The 20898-nt window shown below is 38.4% G+C and carries 19 protein-coding genes and 1 pseudogene; all 20 read left to right on the top strand.

Annotated features, from left to right (window positions below):
- The first annotated feature begins 169 nt into the window (after positions 1-169).
- Positions 170-1570, top strand: coding sequence for an aspartate ammonia-lyase (locus CVT13_RS09900; protein WP_072595163.1), 1401 nt, complete (start codon positions 170-172; stop codon positions 1568-1570).
- A 91-nt stretch (positions 1571-1661) separates the two neighbouring features.
- Positions 1662-3149 (top strand): anaerobic C4-dicarboxylate transporter, encoded by a 1488-nt coding sequence (locus tag CVT13_RS09895; protein WP_054196953.1) that lies wholly within the window; start codon positions 1662-1664, stop codon positions 3147-3149.
- Positions 3150-3442: 293 nt separating this feature from the next.
- Positions 3443-5716, top strand: a pseudogene (gene phsA, locus CVT13_RS09890) (thiosulfate reductase PhsA).
- A gap of 9 nt (positions 5717-5725) precedes the next feature.
- Complete coding sequence (locus CVT13_RS09885) at positions 5726-6289, top strand: 4Fe-4S dicluster domain-containing protein (RefSeq protein WP_021091584.1); 564 nt, start codon at positions 5726-5728, stop codon at positions 6287-6289.
- A complete protein-coding gene (gene nrfD, locus CVT13_RS09880; RefSeq protein ID WP_107812450.1) occupies positions 6282-7217 on the top strand; it encodes an NrfD/PsrC family molybdoenzyme membrane anchor subunit in 936 nt (311 codons plus the stop codon). The genes CVT13_RS09885 and nrfD overlap by 8 nt, the downstream gene beginning before the upstream one ends.
- A gap of 90 nt (positions 7218-7307) precedes the next feature.
- Positions 7308-7976, top strand: coding sequence for a response regulator transcription factor (locus CVT13_RS09875; RefSeq protein ID WP_021091644.1), 669 nt, complete (start codon positions 7308-7310; stop codon positions 7974-7976).
- Positions 7960-9066, top strand: coding sequence for a sensor histidine kinase (locus CVT13_RS09870; RefSeq protein ID WP_107812449.1), 1107 nt, complete (start codon positions 7960-7962; stop codon positions 9064-9066). The genes CVT13_RS09875 and CVT13_RS09870 overlap by 17 nt, the downstream gene beginning before the upstream one ends.
- A gap of 49 nt (positions 9067-9115) precedes the next feature.
- Complete coding sequence (gene ruvB / locus CVT13_RS09865; RefSeq protein ID WP_107788561.1) at positions 9116-10126, top strand: Holliday junction branch migration DNA helicase RuvB; 1011 nt, start codon at positions 9116-9118, stop codon at positions 10124-10126.
- 23 nt (positions 10127-10149) lie between these two features.
- Positions 10150-11229: a cytochrome C gene (locus CVT13_RS09860; RefSeq protein ID WP_107812448.1), complete on the top strand. Its 1080-nt coding sequence runs from the start codon at positions 10150-10152 to the stop codon at positions 11227-11229.
- A 215-nt stretch (positions 11230-11444) separates the two neighbouring features.
- Positions 11445-12485: an AI-2E family transporter gene (locus CVT13_RS09855; protein ID WP_054196945.1), complete on the top strand. Its 1041-nt coding sequence runs from the start codon at positions 11445-11447 to the stop codon at positions 12483-12485.
- A gap of 14 nt (positions 12486-12499) precedes the next feature.
- Positions 12500-12871 carry an HIT family protein gene (locus CVT13_RS09850; protein ID WP_107812447.1) on the top strand — a complete coding sequence of 124 codons (372 nt, stop codon included), beginning with the start codon at positions 12500-12502 and terminating at the stop codon, positions 12869-12871.
- A complete protein-coding gene (locus tag CVT13_RS09845) occupies positions 12864-13751 on the top strand; it encodes a cache domain-containing protein (protein WP_107696437.1) in 888 nt (295 codons plus the stop codon). The genes CVT13_RS09850 and CVT13_RS09845 overlap by 8 nt, the downstream gene beginning before the upstream one ends.
- A gap of 216 nt (positions 13752-13967) precedes the next feature.
- On the top strand, positions 13968-15527 hold the full coding sequence (locus CVT13_RS09840) for a hypothetical protein (protein WP_107812446.1): 1560 nt from the start codon (positions 13968-13970) through the stop codon (positions 15525-15527).
- Positions 15528-15695: 168 nt separating this feature from the next.
- Positions 15696-16016: a hypothetical protein gene (locus tag CVT13_RS09835; protein ID WP_107812445.1), complete on the top strand. Its 321-nt coding sequence runs from the start codon at positions 15696-15698 to the stop codon at positions 16014-16016.
- A gap of 39 nt (positions 16017-16055) precedes the next feature.
- Positions 16056-17369 carry a hypothetical protein gene (locus tag CVT13_RS09830; RefSeq protein WP_107812444.1) on the top strand — a complete coding sequence of 438 codons (1314 nt, stop codon included), beginning with the start codon at positions 16056-16058 and terminating at the stop codon, positions 17367-17369.
- Between the two features lie 76 nt (positions 17370-17445).
- A complete protein-coding gene (locus CVT13_RS09825; RefSeq protein WP_107812443.1) occupies positions 17446-17985 on the top strand; it encodes a hypothetical protein in 540 nt (179 codons plus the stop codon).
- A gap of 23 nt (positions 17986-18008) precedes the next feature.
- Positions 18009-18497, top strand: coding sequence for a hypothetical protein (locus CVT13_RS09820; protein WP_159071120.1), 489 nt, complete (start codon positions 18009-18011; stop codon positions 18495-18497).
- A 13-nt stretch (positions 18498-18510) separates the two neighbouring features.
- A complete protein-coding gene (locus CVT13_RS09815) occupies positions 18511-19434 on the top strand; it encodes a DUF5309 family protein (RefSeq protein WP_072595176.1) in 924 nt (307 codons plus the stop codon).
- A gap of 2 nt (positions 19435-19436) precedes the next feature.
- Positions 19437-20120, top strand: a complete 684-nt coding sequence (locus tag CVT13_RS09810) for a hypothetical protein (RefSeq protein WP_107812441.1) — start codon at positions 19437-19439, stop codon at positions 20118-20120.
- 3 nt (positions 20121-20123) lie between these two features.
- The coding region (locus CVT13_RS09805; RefSeq protein ID WP_199907297.1) for a tail fiber protein at positions 20124-20898 on the top strand (775 nt) is incomplete at its 3' end.

Below are 20898 nucleotides of genomic sequence, written 5' to 3'. Positions count from 1 at the left end.
TATGTTTGTCATCAGCGGTTTTTATTGAGCTGTAGTTTAACATTGAAGATGGCGTTGTGTATACTCGTGATGTTCGCATTTTTATGTTAGATGGCAGCGTGACATCCGGATGAGACACACTGAGTATCGTCGGCAGCGACAGATGAATATAAGAGACAGGAGAATGGTTATGGCAACCAGAAAAGAACACGATTTTATAGGTGAGTTGGAAATCTCTGACGATTTTTATTATGGTATCCAAACATTTAGAGCTACCGAAAATTTTCATATGAGCGGTAGAACTTTAAAAGAGTATCCATACTTTGTAAAAGCATTTGCACAAATCAAAAAAGCAGCTGCACTTGCAAATAAAGAGGTTGGCGTTTTAGATCCTAAGATCGCTGATACTCTAGCAAAAGCCGCTGATAGAGTAATAGCTGGTGAGTTTTTAGATCAATTTGTGGTTGATATGGTTCAAGGTGGTGCTGGAACAAGTACAAACATGAATGCAAATGAGGTTATTACAAATATTGCACTTGAGAGCATGGGTCATAAAAAAGGCGAGTATCAATACATCCATCCAAACGATCATACAAACCTTGGACAAAGCACAAACGATACTTACCCAAGCTCAATAAAAGTAGCAACTTACGCAAAACTTACTGATTTGCTTGCTGCGATGAATCTACTAAAAGATGAACTTGATAAAAAAGCAAAAGATTTTAAAGATATCATTAAAATGGGCAGAACTGAGCTTGAAGATGCAGTTCCTACAACGCTTGGAAATACATTTAATGCATTTGCAAGCTACATTAAAAGCGATATCGAAAAGATCACAGCTGCACGTGAGTCAATGACTTATCTAAATATGGGTGCAACTGCGATTGGTACAGGTATTAACTGCCATCCTGATTATAAAAATGTAGTTGTTAAAAAGTTAAAAGATATCACTGGTGTTGATTTCAAAAAAGCTGATGATTTCATCGCAGCTACACAAGATACAGCAGACTTTGTCCACGTTAGTGGTGCACTAAAAACTGCTGCCGTCCGCCTAAGCAAGATCGCAAATGACCTTCGCTTAATGAACTCAGGTCCAAGATGCGGCCTTGGCGAGATAAATTTACCGCAAATGCAACCAGGCAGCTCTATCATGCCAGGCAAAGTAAATCCAGTTATCGCTGAGGTTGTAGGCGAAGCGTGCTATGAAGTAATCGGCAACGACGTAACTATCATGCTTTGCTCAGAAAGAGGTGAATTTGAGCTAAATGCATTTGAGCCAGGCATCGCTTATGCGTTATTTAACTCTATATTTATCCTTGAAAACGCAATGAAAACACTAGCTGAAAAAGCTGTAAGAAAACTAACAGCAAATCCTGAAGCTTGCTTAAAATCAGTTCTAGGCTCAGTTGGTATCGTGACAGCATTTAACCCATACATCGGTTACGAAAAATCAGCAAGTATTGCTAAAGAAGCTTTGCAAACTGGTAAAGCAGTTGGCGATATCTGCCTAGAGAGAGGCTATCTAAGCAAAGAAGAGATCGATAAAATTTTAGAGCCAAAAAATATGCTAAATCCAAGCATGGTTAGGTAAAAATTTAAGCAAAGTATTATTAAAAGCGTGTCAAAATTCTGGCACGCTTAAGTAAAAATTTTAGTTATAAAATTTAATAGAGGAGTTTTCAATGGATATTTCATTGATATTACAGTTGATCGTGCTCTTTGGTGCGATATTCTTGGGTGTTAGACTAGGCGGTATGGCTATTGGTTATGCTGGTGGTATTGGCGTCGTAGTTTTAACTTTAGGACTTGGATTAAAAGCAGGTAGTATACCTTGGGATGTTATTTTAATCATTATGTCCGTTATAGCTGCTATTACAGCGATGCAAGTAGCTGGTGGCCTTGATTATTTGGTGCAAATAGCCGAAGGGATACTAAGAAAACATCCAAAATACATAAATTTCTTAGCCCCAGTTGTCACTTACTTGCTAACTGTATTTGCCGGTACTGGACACACAGCATTTTCTATGATTCCAGTTATTACCGAAGTTGCAAAGACGCAAAATATTAAGCCTAGTGCGCCTCTTAGTATAGCTGTTGTTGCTAGTCAGATAGCTATTACTGCAAGCCCGGTTTCAGCAGCGGTTGTATTTATGGCTGGTGAGCATGCCTTGGGCGGACTTGGCATTAGCTATCCATTACTATTAGCTATCTGGATACCTACAACTTTTATTGGTTGTATGCTAACAGCTCTTGTTATAAATATATTTTATAATCTTGATCTAAGTAGCGATAAAGAGTATCAAAGAAGACTTAAAGAAGGACTAATCAAAGATGTTAAAATTGAAGAGAAAAAAGAGCTTCCAAAAGGAGCTAAACTATCTGTTTTAATATTCTTAGTTGGCGTTATCTCTGTCGTTTTATATGCTACTGCTATTAGTAAAAACGTAGGTTGGATAAAACCAAGCTATGTAACAGGCTATGAAAAAATTTATGAGACCAAAAGCCCAGATAAATTTAATGAACTAGTTGCAAAAGATATAAAAGTCAAAACTGACTCAACTACTAATGTAAAATATGTAGAAGATCCAGATAAACCTACAAAGGTGTTGGTATTAACTAGAGATAATGCTATTATGAGCTTTATGCTAGTTATCGCTACTTTAATCACACTAACTTGTGGCGTTAAAGTCGATAAGCTATTTAATACAGCTACATTTAAAAGTGGTATGACTGCGTGCGTCTGCGTGCTAGGTGTAGCGTGGCTTGGAGATACTTTCGTGGTAAATCACACCGATGCGATCAAAAATTTTGCAGGTGATTTTGTTAAAGACTATCCATTTATGCTTGCTGTTGCGCTATTTTTTGCTAGTATGCTTCTTTATTCTCAAGCTGCTACCGCAAAGGCACTTATTCCTACAGTTATAGCCGCACTTGGTTTAACTGCTGCAAATAACGGTGACGCATATATTTTAGTTGCATCATTTGCTGCAGTTTCAGCATTATTTGTGCTACCAACATATCCGACACTTCTTGGAGCCGTTCAAATGGATGATACTGGAACAACTAGGATAGGTAAATATATATTCAACCACTCCTTTTTTATTCCAGGCGTTTTAGCTATTGCTTTTTCTGTCGCACTTGGATTTTTGATAGCTCCGATACTTTTATAAGTATTTTAAATCAAACTTAAGCCGAGATCTCTCTCGGCTTTTTAAATCCCTTTAAAATTTTTAATTTCTATTCAAAATCCTTAATTAAAATTTTATATTTAAAATTTTTATAAGATCGCGTTAAAAATTATATTAATTAAAATTATAATTTTTATAATTTTATTCATTTTGATATTAGCATACCAATTTTTTAAAACTAAAAATCTAAATATAAATATTAAGTAAGATTTAATTTTATTTTCAACTTTAAATACTAGAATGACTAAAGGCAAATATCTTTTAAAGGGAGAAAGATGAGCTTAAATAGACGAGAATTTTTAAAATTCGGTGCTGGAGTTAGTATGGTTGCATCGTCCTTACCGGGTGGTGCTTTGGAAAATGCTACAAAGCAAGATGAGAAGTACGTCCGTAGCTTTTGCGAGATGTGCTCTTCAAGATGCCCCATCGAAGCAAAGGTCGTTGATAATAAAATTTGCTTCTTAAGCGGTAATCCAAAAGCTGGTGGTACGGCAACTTCGCTTTGTGCAAGAGGTGGCTCTGGTTTTAGTCAGCTTTATGACGAAAATAGAGTCAAAAAGCCTTTGATCAGGGTTGGTGAGAGAGGCGAAAATAAATGGCGTGAGGTTAGCTGGGACGAGGCGCTTGACTATGTAGCCTCAAAGATGCTTGATATCAAGCAAAAGTATGGCCCTGAAAGCTTTGTATTTACCTGTAAAAGTTCGTAAACGCACAAGCTAATGGTAAATTTTGCCTCAGCTTATGGCTCGCCAAACTGCTTTTCACACTTTTCATGCTGTCCGATCACCTATCAAATGGTCTGCGAGCAGATGTATGGCATCGCTAAGCTAAAAAGAGACTTTGCAAATGCAAAATACGTTGTAAATTTTGGTCACAACCTCTTTGAGGGCATCGTCATAGCTGATGCTAAAAAGCTTGCTAAATTTGCAGCTAGCAAGGATACAAAGCTACTTGTGCTTGAGCCAAGATTTAGCGTTGTAGCTTCAAAAGCTGATGAGTGGCTGCCAGTTAGACCTGGTACCGATCTAGCTTTTGTGCTAGCTATCATAAATACATGGATACAAAATGGTACTTACGATAAAGAATTTATAGAAAAATTTACAACTGGCTTTGATGAGATCGTAAAGAGCGTCGAGGGCAAAACACCTGAGTGGCAAGAGGCGATCACAGGCATAAAAGCAAGTGATGTTAGACGCATCGCTGATGAAATTTACAAAGCTGCTCCAAGAGTTATCATCGACTTTGGTCACAAGACAACCACCACAAGAGCCGAATACATGAGGACAAAAGCCATCATGGTGGCAAATGCGATGATGGGCAACTGGGAGGTTAAAGGTGGTCTTTTTGGTGGCAAAAACGCAAAGACCTTTAACAAGCTAGTTGGCGAGGATAAATTCCCAGTTCTTAAAAATCCAGATGAGAAATTTAAAGTGCCAAAAGTTACCAGACTAGACTTTGCTGGTGAGGCTGGAACGCATAAATTTGTAAGCAGAAAACATGGCGTTTTGATGGATATAGATAACGCTATCTTAAACGAGAAGCCTTACGCCATAAAAGGCTGGTTTAATATCCGCTTTAACCATCTCATAAATGTGGCTGAGACGATGAAGAGCATAGAGGCGATGAAGAAGCTTGAGCTCATCGTAGTGAGCGATGTCTATCTAAACGATATGGCGACCTTTGCTGATGTCATCTTGCCTGAGAGCAGTTACCTGGAGCGCGACGAGGGCATAGAGGATAAGTCAGGTCTAAAGCCAGCTTATATGATAAGAAATAAAGTTATTGATCCAGTTGGCGACACAAAAGATGGGGCATTTATCTTTAGAGAGCTAGCACGCCGCATGAAGATAGATGAGCTTTACACTTGGAACGACATACGTGAGTTTAGGATGCAGCAAGCTGGCGGAGATGTAAATTTACTTGCTACGCTGGAAAAAGATGGCTTTATCACGTGGGATGAGCCGGGAATTTTGTTTAGAGAAAAAGGCATGATCGATAAATTTGTCGCTAAATATCCAGTTGCTTCTAAATTTGTAGGCGAAAATGGTCTAATGGATGATATGGCTAAGCTTAAAACAAAAAGTGGCAAGATAGAGCTATTTTTGCCTGATGTTGAGGCGCAGTTTGCAGGATATGGCGCGCTAAACGATAAAGATATGGATACATTTGACGGACATGATCTTTGTCTAACTTGTGGCAAAACACCTATTCATACCAACGGACATACTCAGGCGGTGCCGTCGCTTCATGATCTTATGAGTGATAGCCCTATCTGGATAAATCCAAAAACAGCTAAACGTAAAAATTTACGTGATGGCGATATGGTTGTGGTGAAAAATAAATTTGGCGAGCAAAAGGGCAAGCTCATGGTGACCGAGGGCATTAGAGAAGATACACTCTTTATCTATCACGGCTTTGGGCATATCACTCCAGCTCTTAAGAGCATAGATCACGTGGGGCTTAATACAAGCGTGCTTCTTGATCCAGCCGAAGGGCCAGTAGCTGCGACTATGGTTACAAATGTTGGCGTTAGCATAAGTAAAGCGTAAGGATAGAAAATGAAAAAATATATGATGATACATGATGAAAATTTATGCATCGGCTGCCAAGGCTGCTCGGTAGCTTGCAGAAGTACAAACAACGTACCAAGGGGACTTTACCGCTTGCAGGTGCATGCAAAGATGAGTGGGACATTTCCAAATTTAAAGACTGACTTTTTGCGTCAAAGCTGTGTTATGTGCGAAGATGCACCTTGTGTTGAGGTTTGCCCAACTGGTGCTAGCTTTAAAACAGCTGATGGCGTGACGTTGCTTGATCACAGAATTTGCGTTAGTTGCAAATACTGCATCCTGGCCTGTCCATACGACGCTCGTTATGTCTTGCCAAATGGCGAGATAGGCAAATGCACATTTTGCTATGAGAGTAGGCTAGAAGAGGGCAAAGAGCCAGCTTGCGTTAGCGTCTGCCCTACAAATGCCCTAACTTTTGGCGATGTAAATGATGAAAATTCTAAAATTTCAAAGAAATTAAAAGAGAGCAAATACTACTTGCCAAAAGCGGAGCTAAATACAAAACCTTCACTTGCGATGATCGCAAATACAAAAGGAGCACACCATGAATAACATGTCAGGAAGCCTAGCTCAATACTCTGAAATTTACTGGGGTTGGCCGATAGCCGTTTATCTATTTTTAGCAGGACTTAGTGCGGGCGCTAGCATCGTTGCTGTGCTCATTTCAAAAAAATATGGCAAAGAGAATTACTACTTTAAAGCAGCTGCTCTTATCGCTCCAGCGGCGATCATTCTTGGACTTGCTCTTTTGGTGCTTGATCTTGGCAAGCCGCTTAGCTTTTACTGGATACTTTTGCTTTACAACTTTGACTCAGTCATGTCAATAGGTGTTGCACTGCTTTTAGTTTATACGCCTCTTAGCGTTATATATGCAGTTGGTGCATTTCAAAACGAGATTGCATTGCTTAAAATTTCTCTTTTTGACGTGGTTGCAAATTTTGCTAGCAAGCTTTCAAGCCTACTTGAAATTCTACTTTTTATCCTAGGCATTGGCGTTGGTGCATATACAGGCTTTTTGCTAAGTGCAGCTCACAAGATCGCACTTTGGAATACATCAGTCTTGCCGGTATTATTTTTAGTATCAGGCTTGAGCTGTGCTGGTGCATTTACGTTACTTGTTGGCGTGCTAAAAGATAAGGCAAAAAGGCAAAACGATATTGCACGCTATTTATTAAAATTTGATTTTTTTGCGATTATCGCCGAGTTTTTGCTCATAGTTGCTCTTTTTATGGTTGTAAAAAGTGCAAGCACAAGTGGTGCAGAGAGCGTAGCAAACGCACTTAGCGTAAATTCTCTTGGGCTAATGTTTTATATTGGCGTCATTGGTTTTGGTATGGCTTTGCCTATCATTTTAGACTTAAGCGTTTTAAAGGTGTATGATTTTAAACGCGAATTTGCCGTAATCAACGCATTATTCGTAATATGTGGCGTCTTTTTGCTAAGGTGTTACATTGTCTATGCGGGGCAAATTTTTATTTAATACTTAAAAAATAATTTTAATTTTGAATTTACCTATTAAATATTACAATAGGGCTAAATCTTAATAAGACTTATTTTTTAGGAGAGAGATTTGAAAATTTTGCTTTTAGAAGATGATTTAGGGTTTCAAGAGAGCGTCTGTGAGTTTTTGCAGACGCTTGGTTATGAAGTTACAGCAGTGAGCGATGGCCAAGAGGCGTGTGATCTGATAGAGAAAAATTTCTATCATCTTTTTATACTTGATATAAAAGTCCCTGGCGTAAATGGACATGAGGTTATCAAGTACATAAGGAGTTTAAATCCAAACGCTCCTATCATGATAACAACATCTTTAGTTGATATAGGCGATATGGCGATTGGCTACGAGCTTGGCTGTAATGAATACCTAAAAAAGCCATTTGAGCTTGCTGAGCTTAAATTTAGAGTAACTGAGCTTATGAGAAAATACTATGGAACTGACGATAAAAACATAGTAAAGATCAATGACGAGTTTAGCTTTAATCTAAACAAGCGTGCGCTATTTAAAAACGGCAAAATGGTCGATCTTAGCGCAAAAGAAGTTGCACTTGTTGAGTGTCTAGTTTCGCATCTAAATTCTTACGTCAGCATGGAAGAGCTAAGAGATCTTGTCTGGAATGATAAAGAGATAGAAGGCGCTGATATCAGAATGCATGTTTTAAAGATAAGAAACAAAACAACTAGTGACTTTATCACTTCAAAGAGGCGTATAGGCTACAAGATAGATGCACAAGAGCTTTAAGATCCAGATCATAGCGACATTTGTGATAATGTCGCTCTTTTGTTTTCAAAGCTTTGTGATCTTAAATTTAAGCCAAAAAAATAGTACTTCAAAAGCTCTTTTTGGTGCGATGAAGCATGAAACTATTATCAAAAATTCGTTTTTAAAAAATGAAAATATAACTCCTTCTTTAAAGTATAAATTTGCAATCTATGATGTAAATTTTAATCCTATTATTTCAAATCTCGCCAAGCAGCCAAGCAACTTTAAATTTGTAACACTTGAAGAAAATGGCTTCTTGTTTTATAAAAGCTTTTTTATAAAGGATAAAACGCCTTATTACATTGTCGTTGAAAAAGAGCTTGATAATGAAAAAAGTATATTTCTAGCGGCACTTATGCTCCTTGTCATCCTTGTGGCTGTGCTTTTTATCGTATATTTCTTATATCTAAGTAGCGTTAAGCCTTATAAAGAGTTTCAAAAATATATGAACAACTTCTTTAACGACGCCATGCACGAGCTAAAGACTCCACTTGGCGTAGCTGGCATGAACCTTGAGATGCTTGGACTTGAAAACAAGTATATAACCCGTATCAAAAATGCCCTAAAACAGATGCAAATAACTTATGAAGATGTCGAATACTTCATAAAGCGTGGCTACATAAAATTCCCACTTGAGCACCTAAATTTGGGCGAATACATAATAGAGCGAGTGAAATTTCTCTCAAGCGTGGCTGATGTTAAGCATATCGTGGTAAAGACAAATTTAGAAAGCGATGCATTTACTATGCTAAGCAAGGTCGAAGCTCAGCGCATCATCGATAACACCATCACAAACGCCATAAAATACAGCCCAAAAGAGAGCAAGATAATAGTAAATTTAGAGCTTGAAGCAGATCGCATCAATCTTAGCGTGCAAGACTTTGGCAAGGGGATAAAGGACGTTAAAAAGGTCTGGAAAAGATACGTCAGAGAGGATGAAATCCAAGGCGGCTTTGGCCTTGGGCTAAATATCGTAAGTGAAATTTGCCAAAAACATGAAATTATATACGGCGTTGATAGCATCTATGGCAAGGGCAGCACCTTTTACTATAAATTTAAACGAGCTTAGATTAAGCATAAAAGCGTAAAATGAAGCCTTAAATTTAGAAGGAAAAACTTTGGATAGAATCGTTGAAATCGAAAAAGTAAGCTTTGAAAATGACTTTGAAGTCTCGCTTAGACCGACAAAATTTGAAGACTACATCGGCCAAGAAAAGATAAAACAAAATTTAGACGTCTTTATAAAAGCAGCCAAAAAGCGAAACGAGTGCCTAGATCACGTGCTATTTTACGGCCCTCCAGGACTTGGTAAAACGACACTTGCTCACATCATCGCAAATGAAATGGGTGTTAGTATCAAAATGACTGCGGCCCCAATGATAGAAAAGAGTGGCGATCTAGCCGCGATCCTTACAAATTTACAAGAGGGCGACGTGCTTTTTATCGACGAGATACACCGTCTAAGCCCAGCTATCGAGGAGGTGCTCTACCCTGCGATGGAGGACTTTAGGCTTGACATTATCATAGGCTCAGGGCCGGCTGCCCAGACTATCAAGATAGACTTGCCAAAATTTACGCTAATAGGTGCAACGACGCGTGCTGGCATGATCTCAGCGCCTTTAAGGGACCGCTTTGGGATGGACTTTAGGCTGCAGTTTTACACAAGCAGTGAGCTAAGCCGTATCGTACAGATCGCCTCAGCTAAGCTTGGGAAAGAGTGCGACAAAAACGCCTCACTTGAGATCGCCAAACGCTCACGCGCAACGCCTAGGATCGCTCTTAGACTATTAAAGCGAATTCGCGATTTTGCCGAGGTAAATGACGAGCAAATCATCAGCCACGAGCGTGCAAAAGAGGGGCTTAATGCGCTTGGGGTAAATTCGCTTGGATTTGACGAGATGGATATTAGGTATTTAGAAATTTTAATGCAAGCAAGGCGCCGTCCTATGGGACTTAGCACGATCGCTGCGGCACTTAGCGAGGACGAGGGCACGGTGGAGGACGTCATCGAGCCATATCTGCTTGCAAATAGCTTTATCGAGCGCACTGCAAAGGGCAGGATCGCAAGTGCGAAGTGCTTTGAGACCTTTAATGTCAAGATCGACATCGAAAAAGGACTTTTTGAGTAGCAAAATTTAAATTTGGAGCAAAAATGGGCGAGCCACATCTTTGTCCTAAGTGCGAGCAAAGGACGATTTACTTTGATGGGATCTGCTATGATTGCAGACAAAAAGAGAAGCTGGAGTTTTATCAAGGCTTAAGCAAGACTGAGATCAAACAAAAGCTAAAAAATGTCCTAGCTCACACAGACGAGATAGGCAAATACGATGAAATTTATAGCGATCTTGTCTATATTTTCTACCTACACGGCATTTGCGACGAGCAGATCATAAGAGAAGTGACCAAACAGGGCGAATACTATCCATTTGAAATTTATAAAAACGCCCCAACTGACGTGAGAGATGAGCTCATAAATAGTCTAAATGGCGCTGAAAATAGGGTAAAAATCAATCACATCCTTTGCGCGCTTGCCTGGCAGGGCGATGAGGTAGTAAGGGAGCTATTTTTTAAGCTCTATAATGCGCCAAAGCCTTGGAAGGCAAAGCTTCACGTTGATATGGATGGATACGCTCAGGTTGCTGGCTGGAGCTTTGATGAGAGTGGTAAGAGAAGAAGCCTAGTTTTTGATAGGTGTTTTGCCTGCGAGCCAAGCCAAAGCGCAGAGGCAAGCGTTAAATTTAAAGCTGCAAATGATGAAAAATGTAAATTTTGTAACGGCGAGATGTTGGAATTTACAATCAAAAAAGAGAGCCTAAAGCGATTTGGGCTAGAGCTTAAAAATGACGCTGTGCTTAAATTTTGCCCCACATGCGTGGGCTTGGTGCAGTACTTTTGCCAAAATGACGGCAATAGCGTGCAAACAGAGGTAGTGGGCGAGGGTGATAGTGAAGACTATTTAAGAGATGCTGTGGCGGTGCTTGATGGGCAGAATTTCGAGCTAGTCAGCGAGGTTTGCGCTCACTACTCGTATATGATAGATAGCGAAATTTTGCTTGGTGGATATCCGCAGTGGGAGCAAGATGCTGAGTATTTAAAATGTCCAAAATGTAGCAAAAGCATGAAATATCTGGCACAAATTCCTCTTGGAAGTCTAGTAGATGGCGAGGGAACTATATATATTCAAATATGTGATGAATGCGAGATCGTCGGGGCAAATTTTCAGTGCACGTAAAAGGCTAAATTTGTAGGAGCTTTTGAGCTAGAAATTTTGCATAAAACTATAAATTTATCTAAATTTACTAAGCGCCAGTAGCATGCTAAAAATGCCAAAAGCCTAGCCGCACTTGCTAGCTTTGCAAGCTTGATGGCAAAGAGATTGAGCAAATTTGGGAAGCGATGAGTAGCTTTAATAAATTTGCTATAATTACCCCATTTTAAGGGAGCGAGATGAACAATAGACTATTTTTTGGAATTTTTGTATTTTGTGCTTTGGCTTTGGTGGTCTATCTTTTTAAACCATATCTGCTTGATATTTTTATTGCTGCACTGCTTGCTGTCGCGGTTTCAAATGTCCAAATCGCGTTTTTATCACTCACTAAAAACCGCAAGACGCTTTCATCGGCTCTTACTACATCGGTGCTTCTTTGCTTATTTATCGCCCCACTTCTTTATGCGGTGGTTGAGATCGCAAAATACGCAGCTGGCTTTGATATAAACAATGTCACAAAGACTATCGAATTTATCAAAAATTATGATTTTAGGATGCCTGAGTCGATAAATTTTTTAGAGCCAAAGATAAAAGAATTTATCGGCGGACTTGATATTAAAATGCTTTTTTCTCAACTTGCGACAAATCTTGCAAGTCTGGGCAAGTTAAGCCTTAAATTTGGCGTTGATATGATTATTATTTTGGTCTTTTTCTTCTTTTGTAATCTTTATGGCAATGAACTAATCAGCTATCTAAAATATGCACTTCCGCTAAAACAAGATGACACAGAGTCTATTTTAAGCGAGGTTGGTAACGTGATGAGTGTGGTTTTTTATTCAACCATTGCAAATATGATAATCCAAGGCTTTTTATTTGCTATTGTCACAAGCTTTTACGGCTATGATGGCGTGCTAACTGGTATCTTTTTTAGCTTTGCTTCGCTTATTCCAGTTGTTGGCGGTATTTTGGCATGGGGGCCTATTAGCATTTATGAGTTTGCAAATGGCAACATAGCAGCAGCGATAACTATCGCAATTTATACGATCGTAGTGATCTCATTTGCAGCTGATACGCTTTTAAAACCACTTGTTATTAAATTTATAAACTCGAAGCTGGTTAAAATACCAACAAAGATAAATGAACTTCTTATATTCTTTGCGATGCTTGCAGGTATCACGACATTTGGGTTTTGGGGTGTGATCCTTGGACCAGCGATCGTGACATTTTTTATCTCAACTATCAAGCTTTACACGCTTTTAAGAGAGAGAAATTTTGTATAAAAATAGGAACAAATATGATCTATGAAGATAAATTTATAAAAATCGAGCGTGAAGACAATGAACTTCCTTGGATAAAAATTTTTACCATTAAGCCATTTCGTGAGTTAAGCGATTGCGATGAAGCGAGTAGGGCTAGGCTATTTGAAGCGATGCTAGTAGCTGAAAAGGCGATGCTTGAGTTTTATAAACCAACCAAAATAAACATTGCAAGCTTCGGAAACTACGTGCCACACGTGCATATTCATGTTATTGCTAGATTTAGTGATGACGCATTTTTTCCAGATAGTGTTTGGGCTAATCCAAAAAGAAAAAGCGAGCTTGCGTTGCCAGAATTTGATAAATTTGCAAAATTTTTAGAAGAAAAGTTAAGGGCTAGTTTTGAATAAATATAAAAAATATTTTAATGTCTATATCATTTTTATCTTTATTATAGTGCTTGGAGGGCTTTTTTACTTTCTTTACAGCTCTTATATGGCTGAAAAGATGCAAAATAATATGCGAGTCTTTTTTGATTACCAGGTAAAACAGCTTAATAAAAGCATAGATGATGAGAAATTTTCATCAATGGCGATCTCTATCTTGCTTGCTCAAAATGAGTCTATACAAATGTGCTTGCTAGGGCAAAGCCGCGATGAATGTATAAAAAATATCGAAAATTTAACCAAAACCCTTGGCGCAGCTTCGATGTATAACAACATTAAGCTTCACATTTATGATAAAGATCTAAAAAGCTATGTAAGGAGTTGGGATCTAAACAGATATGGCGATATGATCGCTAGTAGTAGGTTTTTAGTGCAAGAGTCAAGGCATCAAAACAAGCCCATGGTTGGCATCGAGGCGTGGTATGCTGGAACACATATAAGGGCTGTCTCAAACGTAATACGTGATGGTAAAATTATTGGTAACATTGAGGTTTTGTTAAATTTTGACTCACTTGGAAATTATTTTAAAAAGCAAGGAATTGATCTATTTGTTCTTTTGGCAAAAGACAAGATGCCATCTCGTAAAAGCATTCCAAGTGATCAAATTTTAAATGATTATTACATCGAAAATTTAAGCAGTGCAAATTTAAACATAGTAGGTTTTTTGCGTGATATTAATTTTAAAGAATATGAATTTTACGTTTATAAAACGCACTACTTTTGCGTGGTACCACTAATAGATGCTAGCAACACACAGATAGGCTATTATGTGCTTCATGTAAATACTAATGAAAAAGAGCGAAATATTTCACAAAATTATTTTGAGTCAGAAGAGCTTTTTTAATTTAAGCTATTTAATAAAATTTTTATTTGTATTTTAGATAAAAATGGTGGAAGCGAGGGCTACCATATTTAAAATAAAGATACCTATAATAGAGGATATTAGAAAGATTTTTTATTTTTAATATCCGTAAAAATATCCGTTTATTTTTTTATCGTATAACTTTATAAAATTTAGGAAAATATTATCTACCCTTTTTAATTAAAAAAAGGATAATAAATGAACCTATCTCCTGAACTATATCTAAAATTTGCCAAAGATGTCGAACCTGAAATTTTTGAAAATAAGACACCTAAATTTCATTTAGAAATAATCCGTTTTATTGACGGTGAAGGTCAGTATAAAGCTATAGCAGTATTTCGTGGTGCTGGTAAGACTACTTTACTAAATAAAATTTACGTGTTAAGTCGCCTATATTTTGCTGCCGAACCTTTTATTATGATTGTTTCGGCCAACGAGGATAAGGCGACAGCATTTTTGGAAGCGATCAAAGGGAGTATCGACAAGGCAGCTGCTAAAGGCTATGCCATAGCTCGTGGCAAGGCTTGGAATAAGGGATTTATTGAGGTCATTATAAATCAAGGAATGAAGGATGAAGGCGGCAAAAGCATAGAGAAAAAATGCTACGTAGTATCTCTCTCGGCCGGGCAAGATCCTCGTGGTATGAATATCGACAACATGCGCCCAACGTTGCTGATTATAGACGACTTGGAGAGTAAGGTCGGCAGATACCCTATTGATTCAAACGCAAACCGACAAAAGCTTCGCAGTTGGTTTTATGCGGACTTGCTCCCTACTCTGCATCCTACGCGTGGCAAGGCCGTGATACTTGGTACGATATTACATGAAGATAGCATCCTAAACAATATCGTAAATAACACAGAAGAGATGGATGCCAAACAGGACTGGACCTACATAAAAATCCCTATCATCAGGAATGGTGCCAGTTCATGGCCGTCTCGCTTTTCGATGGATAAAATCAAAAAGATACAAAGCACCCTAGTTTCAAAAGGGCTAGCAAATGAATTTTATCAAGAGTATATGTGTGCTGCGATAGATCCGCAAAAAGCCATCTTTAAGCGCGAATATTTCAGGTACTTTAAGGGAGTGGAGTATAGGGCGGACGAACCTTTTACGACCGTGACCGTAACCGACGGGGTAAACAAACAAGAGCTAAAAATCAGACGAGCAAATAAAATAGAGCTAGAAAGCGGAGAGAAAATTTGGCTAAAAGAGTGTCAAATTTATACCGTGGCCGACATATCAAGCGGGAAAGGTAGGGACCAGACTGCCTACGTTACCTTTGCGATAGATAGGCAAAACAGGCTTTTTATCATCGACATCACAAGCGGATACTTTACGCCGTTTGAGAGAAGTTTGCGAGTAATCGAAATTTATCTCACATTTGGCCCAATGCGTATCGGAATAGAAAAGGCTGGCATGCAAAATGACTTTTTCTACACGATTGACACTATTCAAAAGCTAACTGGTGTAAATTTGCCAATAGATCCGCTTAGCCATGGTGGCAACTCTAAGAACAAACGTATCTCAAATTTAGAGCCCTACTATCGCACTAGACAAATTTATCATAATGCAAGTTTAAACGCTACAGATGAGCTTGAGGCACAGCTGCTAGGGTTTGATCCTGAGACGGAAAGCAAGAGTGATGATATCATGGATGCAGAAGCTTATATTTTACAGTACATTGCAGGGCGATTTTTTGACGAAAGTTACGATGAAATTTATGATGAATATGCAGAGGAAGAGAGCTGGGTGTGAAATTATCAAACATATTTTTAAAACAAAAGATAGTAGATTGTCGTATGTTATTGATGCTAAATATATGGCGAGCTAGTCATAACACAGATAAACTAATCCTTAAATAATTTTTATACGTTTTTTAGGAAACTCATAAAATAGACTACACGTAAAAAAACGGAGTAGTCTATGAATGAGGATTTAAATTTAATCGAGCGAGCTTTTAGTGATCTTGAGCAACATAAAAATAGATTTTTAGAGTGTGAGCGAGCATTTCGTGCCGAGTATGAGGGTGAAGATAACCGCACTTCAAAACGAAAAAACTCTGAGAGAAGCCGTTCTAAACTATATATCCCCCTAATAAAAACTACCATTTTTATCATTCATGCGATTTTTAAAACAAGCTTTATGAGTGATCGCTGCCCAATAGAGATCACTCGTGTTGGGCGTAGAAGTGATAATGATCTAATCTTACAAAACGCACTTACTGCTGTGCTAAAAAATAGATGAAAGAAAAAAGAGCACCGAGTTGGCCTAAGCAAAGCTGTCATGAGCGCACTTTATCTACCTCTTGGCATAGTACATTTATTCTACGATAAAGAGCAAGGCGATATCGCCACACGTTTTATTCCAATCACTAATCTAGCATTTGACAAGCATGCAAGTGATATCAACGACATAGAATACGTCTGCTACAAATGGCGTCAATCAGTACGCCAAGTTGAAGAAAAAATCAAAACTAAATTTTACAAAAGCAAAGACAAGGATCGCATTTTAGGCTCTAAAACAGAGTGGAGTCAAAGAGTACAAATGAAAGATATCTATAAAAAGATATATGTAAACGGTCGCCAAATGTGGGAATTAAAGAGTTTTGCCAATGATTGTTTAGTCAGAGAGACTAGATTTTCAACTTTGCCATTTCATTTTGGATATTGCATGGATGCGATGCCTAGCGTCGAGGAGAGCATGCGCGAAAAGGAAAACGCCGTATACGGCTCGTGCGTGCCGGAAATCGTCAAAGAAATCCAAGAAGAATACAACATCAAACGTAATCAAAAAATAGATATCACTGAAAATCAAATAGACCCATCCTTTATCGTAGATAAAACAAAAGGTGTCGTGACAGTAAGCGACGTGATGGCCAGAAAAAAAGTTATTAGAGTAGAAACTGATATGGGCACTAGAGTAAGCGATGTAATAATGCCATTTCCGGTGCCACCAACATATCAATTAAGCGAAGAGATCGCTATGTTAAGCAAAGAGTATGAGATAGCCACTGGCGTAAATAGCGTAATGACTGGGCAAACTGGGCCAAGTGACCGACGTGCAATGGGTGCGTTACAAACTGTAAATGCAGCTAGCTCAATGAGAATAGAAAGCATGATGCAAACATTACTTGAAACAATGCTATCAAGCTATGCTCAGCACTTTGTGGAACTACTTTACCGTTTTGTAAGTGATGATGAATTTATAAAGGTAACCGAAGACGAAAACATTATAGAAGCGATCGGCACTTTAGTAGAAAGAAAAGCCAATCGATTAGATTTTGATGTTTCTGTAAATTTTGGCACCACGATAGCAAATGAAGTAAAGATCAATCAACTAAACGGCTTGCTGGGTGTGCTAGCCCAAAATCAAATAAGCTCACCGCAAATAACGGGCGAAATCGTAAAAGAAGTACTAACTTTAATTCTTGGTGAAAATGCGCCAATAGAACAAGTTGATCAGGCTATGGCACAGATGATGGCGGCACAAGAAGCGGCACAAGCAGAGGCTGTGACTCAAGATGAAGAAGCACAAATAAAAAATGAACCTAGTGAAGAAGATATGGAGATGACAGCTTTAGTAAACGGCGGAATTTGAAAGGATATGACTTAAAAATTTTTACGTTTTTTAGGATGCAGACAAATAAAATAATAAAAATTTTAAAGGAGAAGAAATGGCATATAAGGACAAATACGAGGTTCTTGGTATTATCGTCGATTTGGCTACAAACGGACTTAGCGTCTATAAAAAAGGCGAAGAAGAGGGGCAGATTAGCGGCGGAAGTATCGGCGATGTCGTTGTTAGGGCTAAGGGCGAGGATGGCTTTGCCGCCGTGAGCATTATAGGTGAGCAAGAGTGGGAGGAGATGCCACAAAACGAGGCGGCCGAGATCGAGCTGAAAGAGATCGCATCTAGCACAAAAGATCTCGCACCAGAGCTAGCTAAGGCTAAAAACGAAATTGAACGCTTGAAGGCTGAAATTTTAGAGGCAAAAGGTGAGGCAGAGCGTTTTAAAGAAGAGTGTACAAACTTACAAGATCATGTAAGTGCTTCAGCTGGCGAAAATCTAGCTTTATCACAAAAAATTCAAAAACTTGAAGCTGAGAATAAAAAGCTAAAAGAAGCGACCAAAAAGGAGGACAAAAATAAGACCGATAGTGCTCCTAAGACAAATGAGTCGCAGAAAGGTTTAAATTTAGGAGGTAATGAATAATGCCAGATATCTATGACCAGGATTTGGAGGGACTAGCGGCTGCAGAGGAAACACAGACGCAAGAAGCCCAAACTGCTTTAAAAAACGCAGATAAACCACAGGTGCAGGCAGAAACTAAAGCACCAGCTGCTCCGCAGCCTGATGACTCAGTAAAACTCAACAAAGAAGAGTATGCGGATTTTCAAAGAATGCGCCAAGCTGCGCAACTTTCGCAGATGGAGACGGATTTTAGGAAGAGTTATCCGGACTTTGATATGCAAAAAGTCACAGACAAAATTTTAGAGATGGATGAAAAAAAACCTGGCACAGGCGATGCACTACTGACTCCGGTGGGGATTGAAAACGTCTATCTAAAATTTTTCCATGGCAAGGCACAAGTGCAAGTTGATGATGAATTTGACATAGCACGGGGGACTGGTGGTGGTGTGAGCGTAAAAGAGCTCATTGGTAAGATTAATAAAGGTGAGGCTAACGATAGCGAGAAGCAGGCCTTATATGCGAGATTATTTTAAGGAGTAAAAGAAAATGGCTATAAAAACTGGATTAGTAACTGCTGAAGAGGCTTTTGGCAGTAAGGGTGTAGTGCTTGAAAACACTATAAAGCAAATAGGATGGCAATCTACGCCTTTTTATAGTGCAATAAGCACGGCTGCACCTGCAGATAGAAGCACGAGCGTGGCAGTAGGACATAAATGGTTTTATGATGAGTTGCCTGATGGTGACGCGGCTAATGCGCACGCAGAAGGTGGAGCTAAAGCAACAGCCAAGTATTTTGTTGGTAATACTCTAAGCAATCATTTTCAAATAGTTAAAAATACATACGGAGTTTCTGGATCACAAGAGCCGGCCAAAGATGTAGCAGGCAGAGGCATTCTAGCTAATCAAGGCGAGATGGCTTCCGTAGAACATAAAAAGTCCATAGAGAAAATTTTGCTTTCTTCTCAGACAGCTGTACAAAGAGTAAATAGTGGTGGTTCTCCTGTAGTTGGAAAATGTGGTGGATTAAAAAGTTTTTCTACTGCAAATAATACAATCGATGCAAACAATACAGACTTAACTATGCAAATGATTAGAGATCTGCTAAAAATCGGCTGGAGCAAAGGTAGGCCTTATCAATTCTTAATGGTAAATGATAAGCAAAATGATAGGCTGCTAGATATTCTCGACAAGATAAAACAAGCCAATATCACACAAAAATACCTAGAAGAGGATCTACTTGCCATTAGAACTAGCTACGGCGATGTAAAGGTTATGTTAAATCCATTCTTAGATCAAAATGAGATCATTGCCTTTAGAGCTGATGACATCTTTAAAGTAAATTGGCGTCCAATGATGACTAGAGAGCTTCCAACTAGCAACGATGCTGTAGAAAAAGAGATTATTAGCGAATTTACACTTCGTGTATGTACTCCTGTGGCATTTGGATGGCTTAAAAAGCTAAAGGTGTAAAAATGAATTATGAGGCGTTTTTGCAGCGTTTGAAGGTATCTACAAGGGGAGATATAAAGCTCCCTGATTTTGGAGAATTAAAATCATTAGTGGAAGAGACAGCAGCAGATATATCGCGTGCGGTAACGCCTCTTGAAATGATAGAGATAGATCATAGAAATTTTGATATCGAATACCATATAGATAAAAGACGTTTTGTGAGGAAATTTAACACACCAAAAAATGAAAAAGATGTGGTTGATTTTCTTGACGAATCGCTTTTAAAGGCACTTATTTATGGAGTGGCCAAAAAAAGAGCACATGCTGAGTTTTATGCAAAATACAACAAGTTTTATCTACAAAATTTATGTGAATATGAGCTAAATAATTTTGATGAAAATTCATATGATTTAACAGAAGCACTTAGAATAAAGGGCTGGCTAAAGCCCTATAAAATAGATTATGCGCTAGATCCTTACTATTCATGGGATGAGAATTTTATAAAAAGACTTGATTACTACATGGCCAATATAGTCTATGGAGTAAATGACAATTTGCAGCATCCGGAAAAAAATTTAAATAGCGATGAGCTTGGATATAGGAAATTTATATATCAATTTATCGCCTATCAAAACGGCGAGCATACCGATAGAGAGGATTTAAGAGCGCTTGATAGGCTAATGAGCAAGAAAATTTTAGGGGAGTGAAAAATGGCGGATAAAGAATTTACGCAAATTTGTAAGGAAATTTTGGGTGTAAGTAGAAGGCTTGAAAAAATAGAGCCTGAAGAGCTGAGAAAAATAAAGGCTGATATTGAACAAATAAGTGCAACGATCGTAGCACACAAGGCATCATTTGATGCCAGCAAAGAAGATTTTGATGGGAAATATAGTGGTATAACCGAGATAATAAATACATTTGATACTTTAAAAGCTCAAATAGAAGAGGTTTTAAAAAGCGGCACAATAAACGATAGTACAGAGACATTAATTTCTACATTTTCATCAAAAAAAATCATGGACCTTTTAAATGAAGCAAAAAGAGTAGTAGATGAAAAATTTAGCACTATACATAAAAATGGTATAACCCCTTGGGACTCTACATTAGAGTATCCTGCTGGTGCCATTAGTGTTTTAAATGGTAAGCTCTATCAGGCAAAAACACAAAACACAAATAAAAATCCTAGTGAAAATAAAGAAATATGGCATGTTATAGCCAGTGAAGAGTGGTGCGAGCAGACTTTTTTAAATAAAAATGAAAAAATAGATAGCTATTCTAAGACCGAAAGCGATGATAAATTCGCTCTAAAAACCGAGCTACAAAAAGCTATACCAGTCGGAAGCTACCTTTTATACAGTTCAAACTCAAATACGCCAGAGGGCTTTCTCCGTTGTGACGGATCAGCGCTTGATAAAAACACATACGCCGCACTCTTTGCGGTGATCGGCTACACATACGGACGAAGTGGCGATAAATTCTTGCTGC

It is taken from the genome of Campylobacter concisus (genome assembly GCF_003049085.1).
Lineage (GTDB): Bacteria > Campylobacterota > Campylobacteria > Campylobacterales > Campylobacteraceae > Campylobacter_A > Campylobacter_A concisus_H.
The sequence above is the reverse complement of the archived record's forward strand: the minus strand, read 5'-3'. Positions and strand labels throughout refer to the sequence as shown.

What these genes read in the sequence shown, in the direction of transcription:
- CVT13_RS09900 (WP_072595163.1), top strand. Translation starts at nt 170, where the DNA reads ATGGCAACCAGAAAAGAACACGATTTTATAGGTGAGTTGGAAATCTCT.
- CVT13_RS09895 (WP_054196953.1), top strand. Translation starts at nt 1,662, where the DNA reads ATGGATATTTCATTGATATTACAGTTGATCGTGCTCTTTGGTGCGATA.
- CVT13_RS09885 (WP_021091584.1), top strand. Translation starts at nt 5,726, where the DNA reads ATGAAAAAATATATGATGATACATGATGAAAATTTATGCATCGGCTGC.
- nrfD (WP_107812450.1), top strand. Translation starts at nt 6,282, where the DNA reads ATGAATAACATGTCAGGAAGCCTAGCTCAATACTCTGAAATTTACTGG.
- CVT13_RS09870 (WP_107812449.1), top strand. Translation starts at nt 7,960, where the DNA reads ATGCACAAGAGCTTTAAGATCCAGATCATAGCGACATTTGTGATAATG.
- CVT13_RS09860 (WP_107812448.1), top strand. Translation starts at nt 10,150, where the DNA reads ATGGGCGAGCCACATCTTTGTCCTAAGTGCGAGCAAAGGACGATTTAC.
- CVT13_RS09855 (WP_054196945.1), top strand. Translation starts at nt 11,445, where the DNA reads ATGAACAATAGACTATTTTTTGGAATTTTTGTATTTTGTGCTTTGGCT.
- CVT13_RS09850 (WP_107812447.1), top strand. Translation starts at nt 12,500, where the DNA reads ATGATCTATGAAGATAAATTTATAAAAATCGAGCGTGAAGACAATGAA.
- CVT13_RS09840 (WP_107812446.1), top strand. Translation starts at nt 13,968, where the DNA reads ATGAACCTATCTCCTGAACTATATCTAAAATTTGCCAAAGATGTCGAA.
- CVT13_RS09835 (WP_107812445.1), top strand. Translation starts at nt 15,696, where the DNA reads ATGAATGAGGATTTAAATTTAATCGAGCGAGCTTTTAGTGATCTTGAG.
- CVT13_RS09830 (WP_107812444.1), top strand. Translation starts at nt 16,056, where the DNA reads ATGAGCGCACTTTATCTACCTCTTGGCATAGTACATTTATTCTACGAT.
- CVT13_RS09825 (WP_107812443.1), top strand. Translation starts at nt 17,446, where the DNA reads ATGGCATATAAGGACAAATACGAGGTTCTTGGTATTATCGTCGATTTG.
- CVT13_RS09815 (WP_072595176.1), top strand. Translation starts at nt 18,511, where the DNA reads ATGGCTATAAAAACTGGATTAGTAACTGCTGAAGAGGCTTTTGGCAGT.
- CVT13_RS09810 (WP_107812441.1), top strand. Translation starts at nt 19,437, where the DNA reads ATGAATTATGAGGCGTTTTTGCAGCGTTTGAAGGTATCTACAAGGGGA.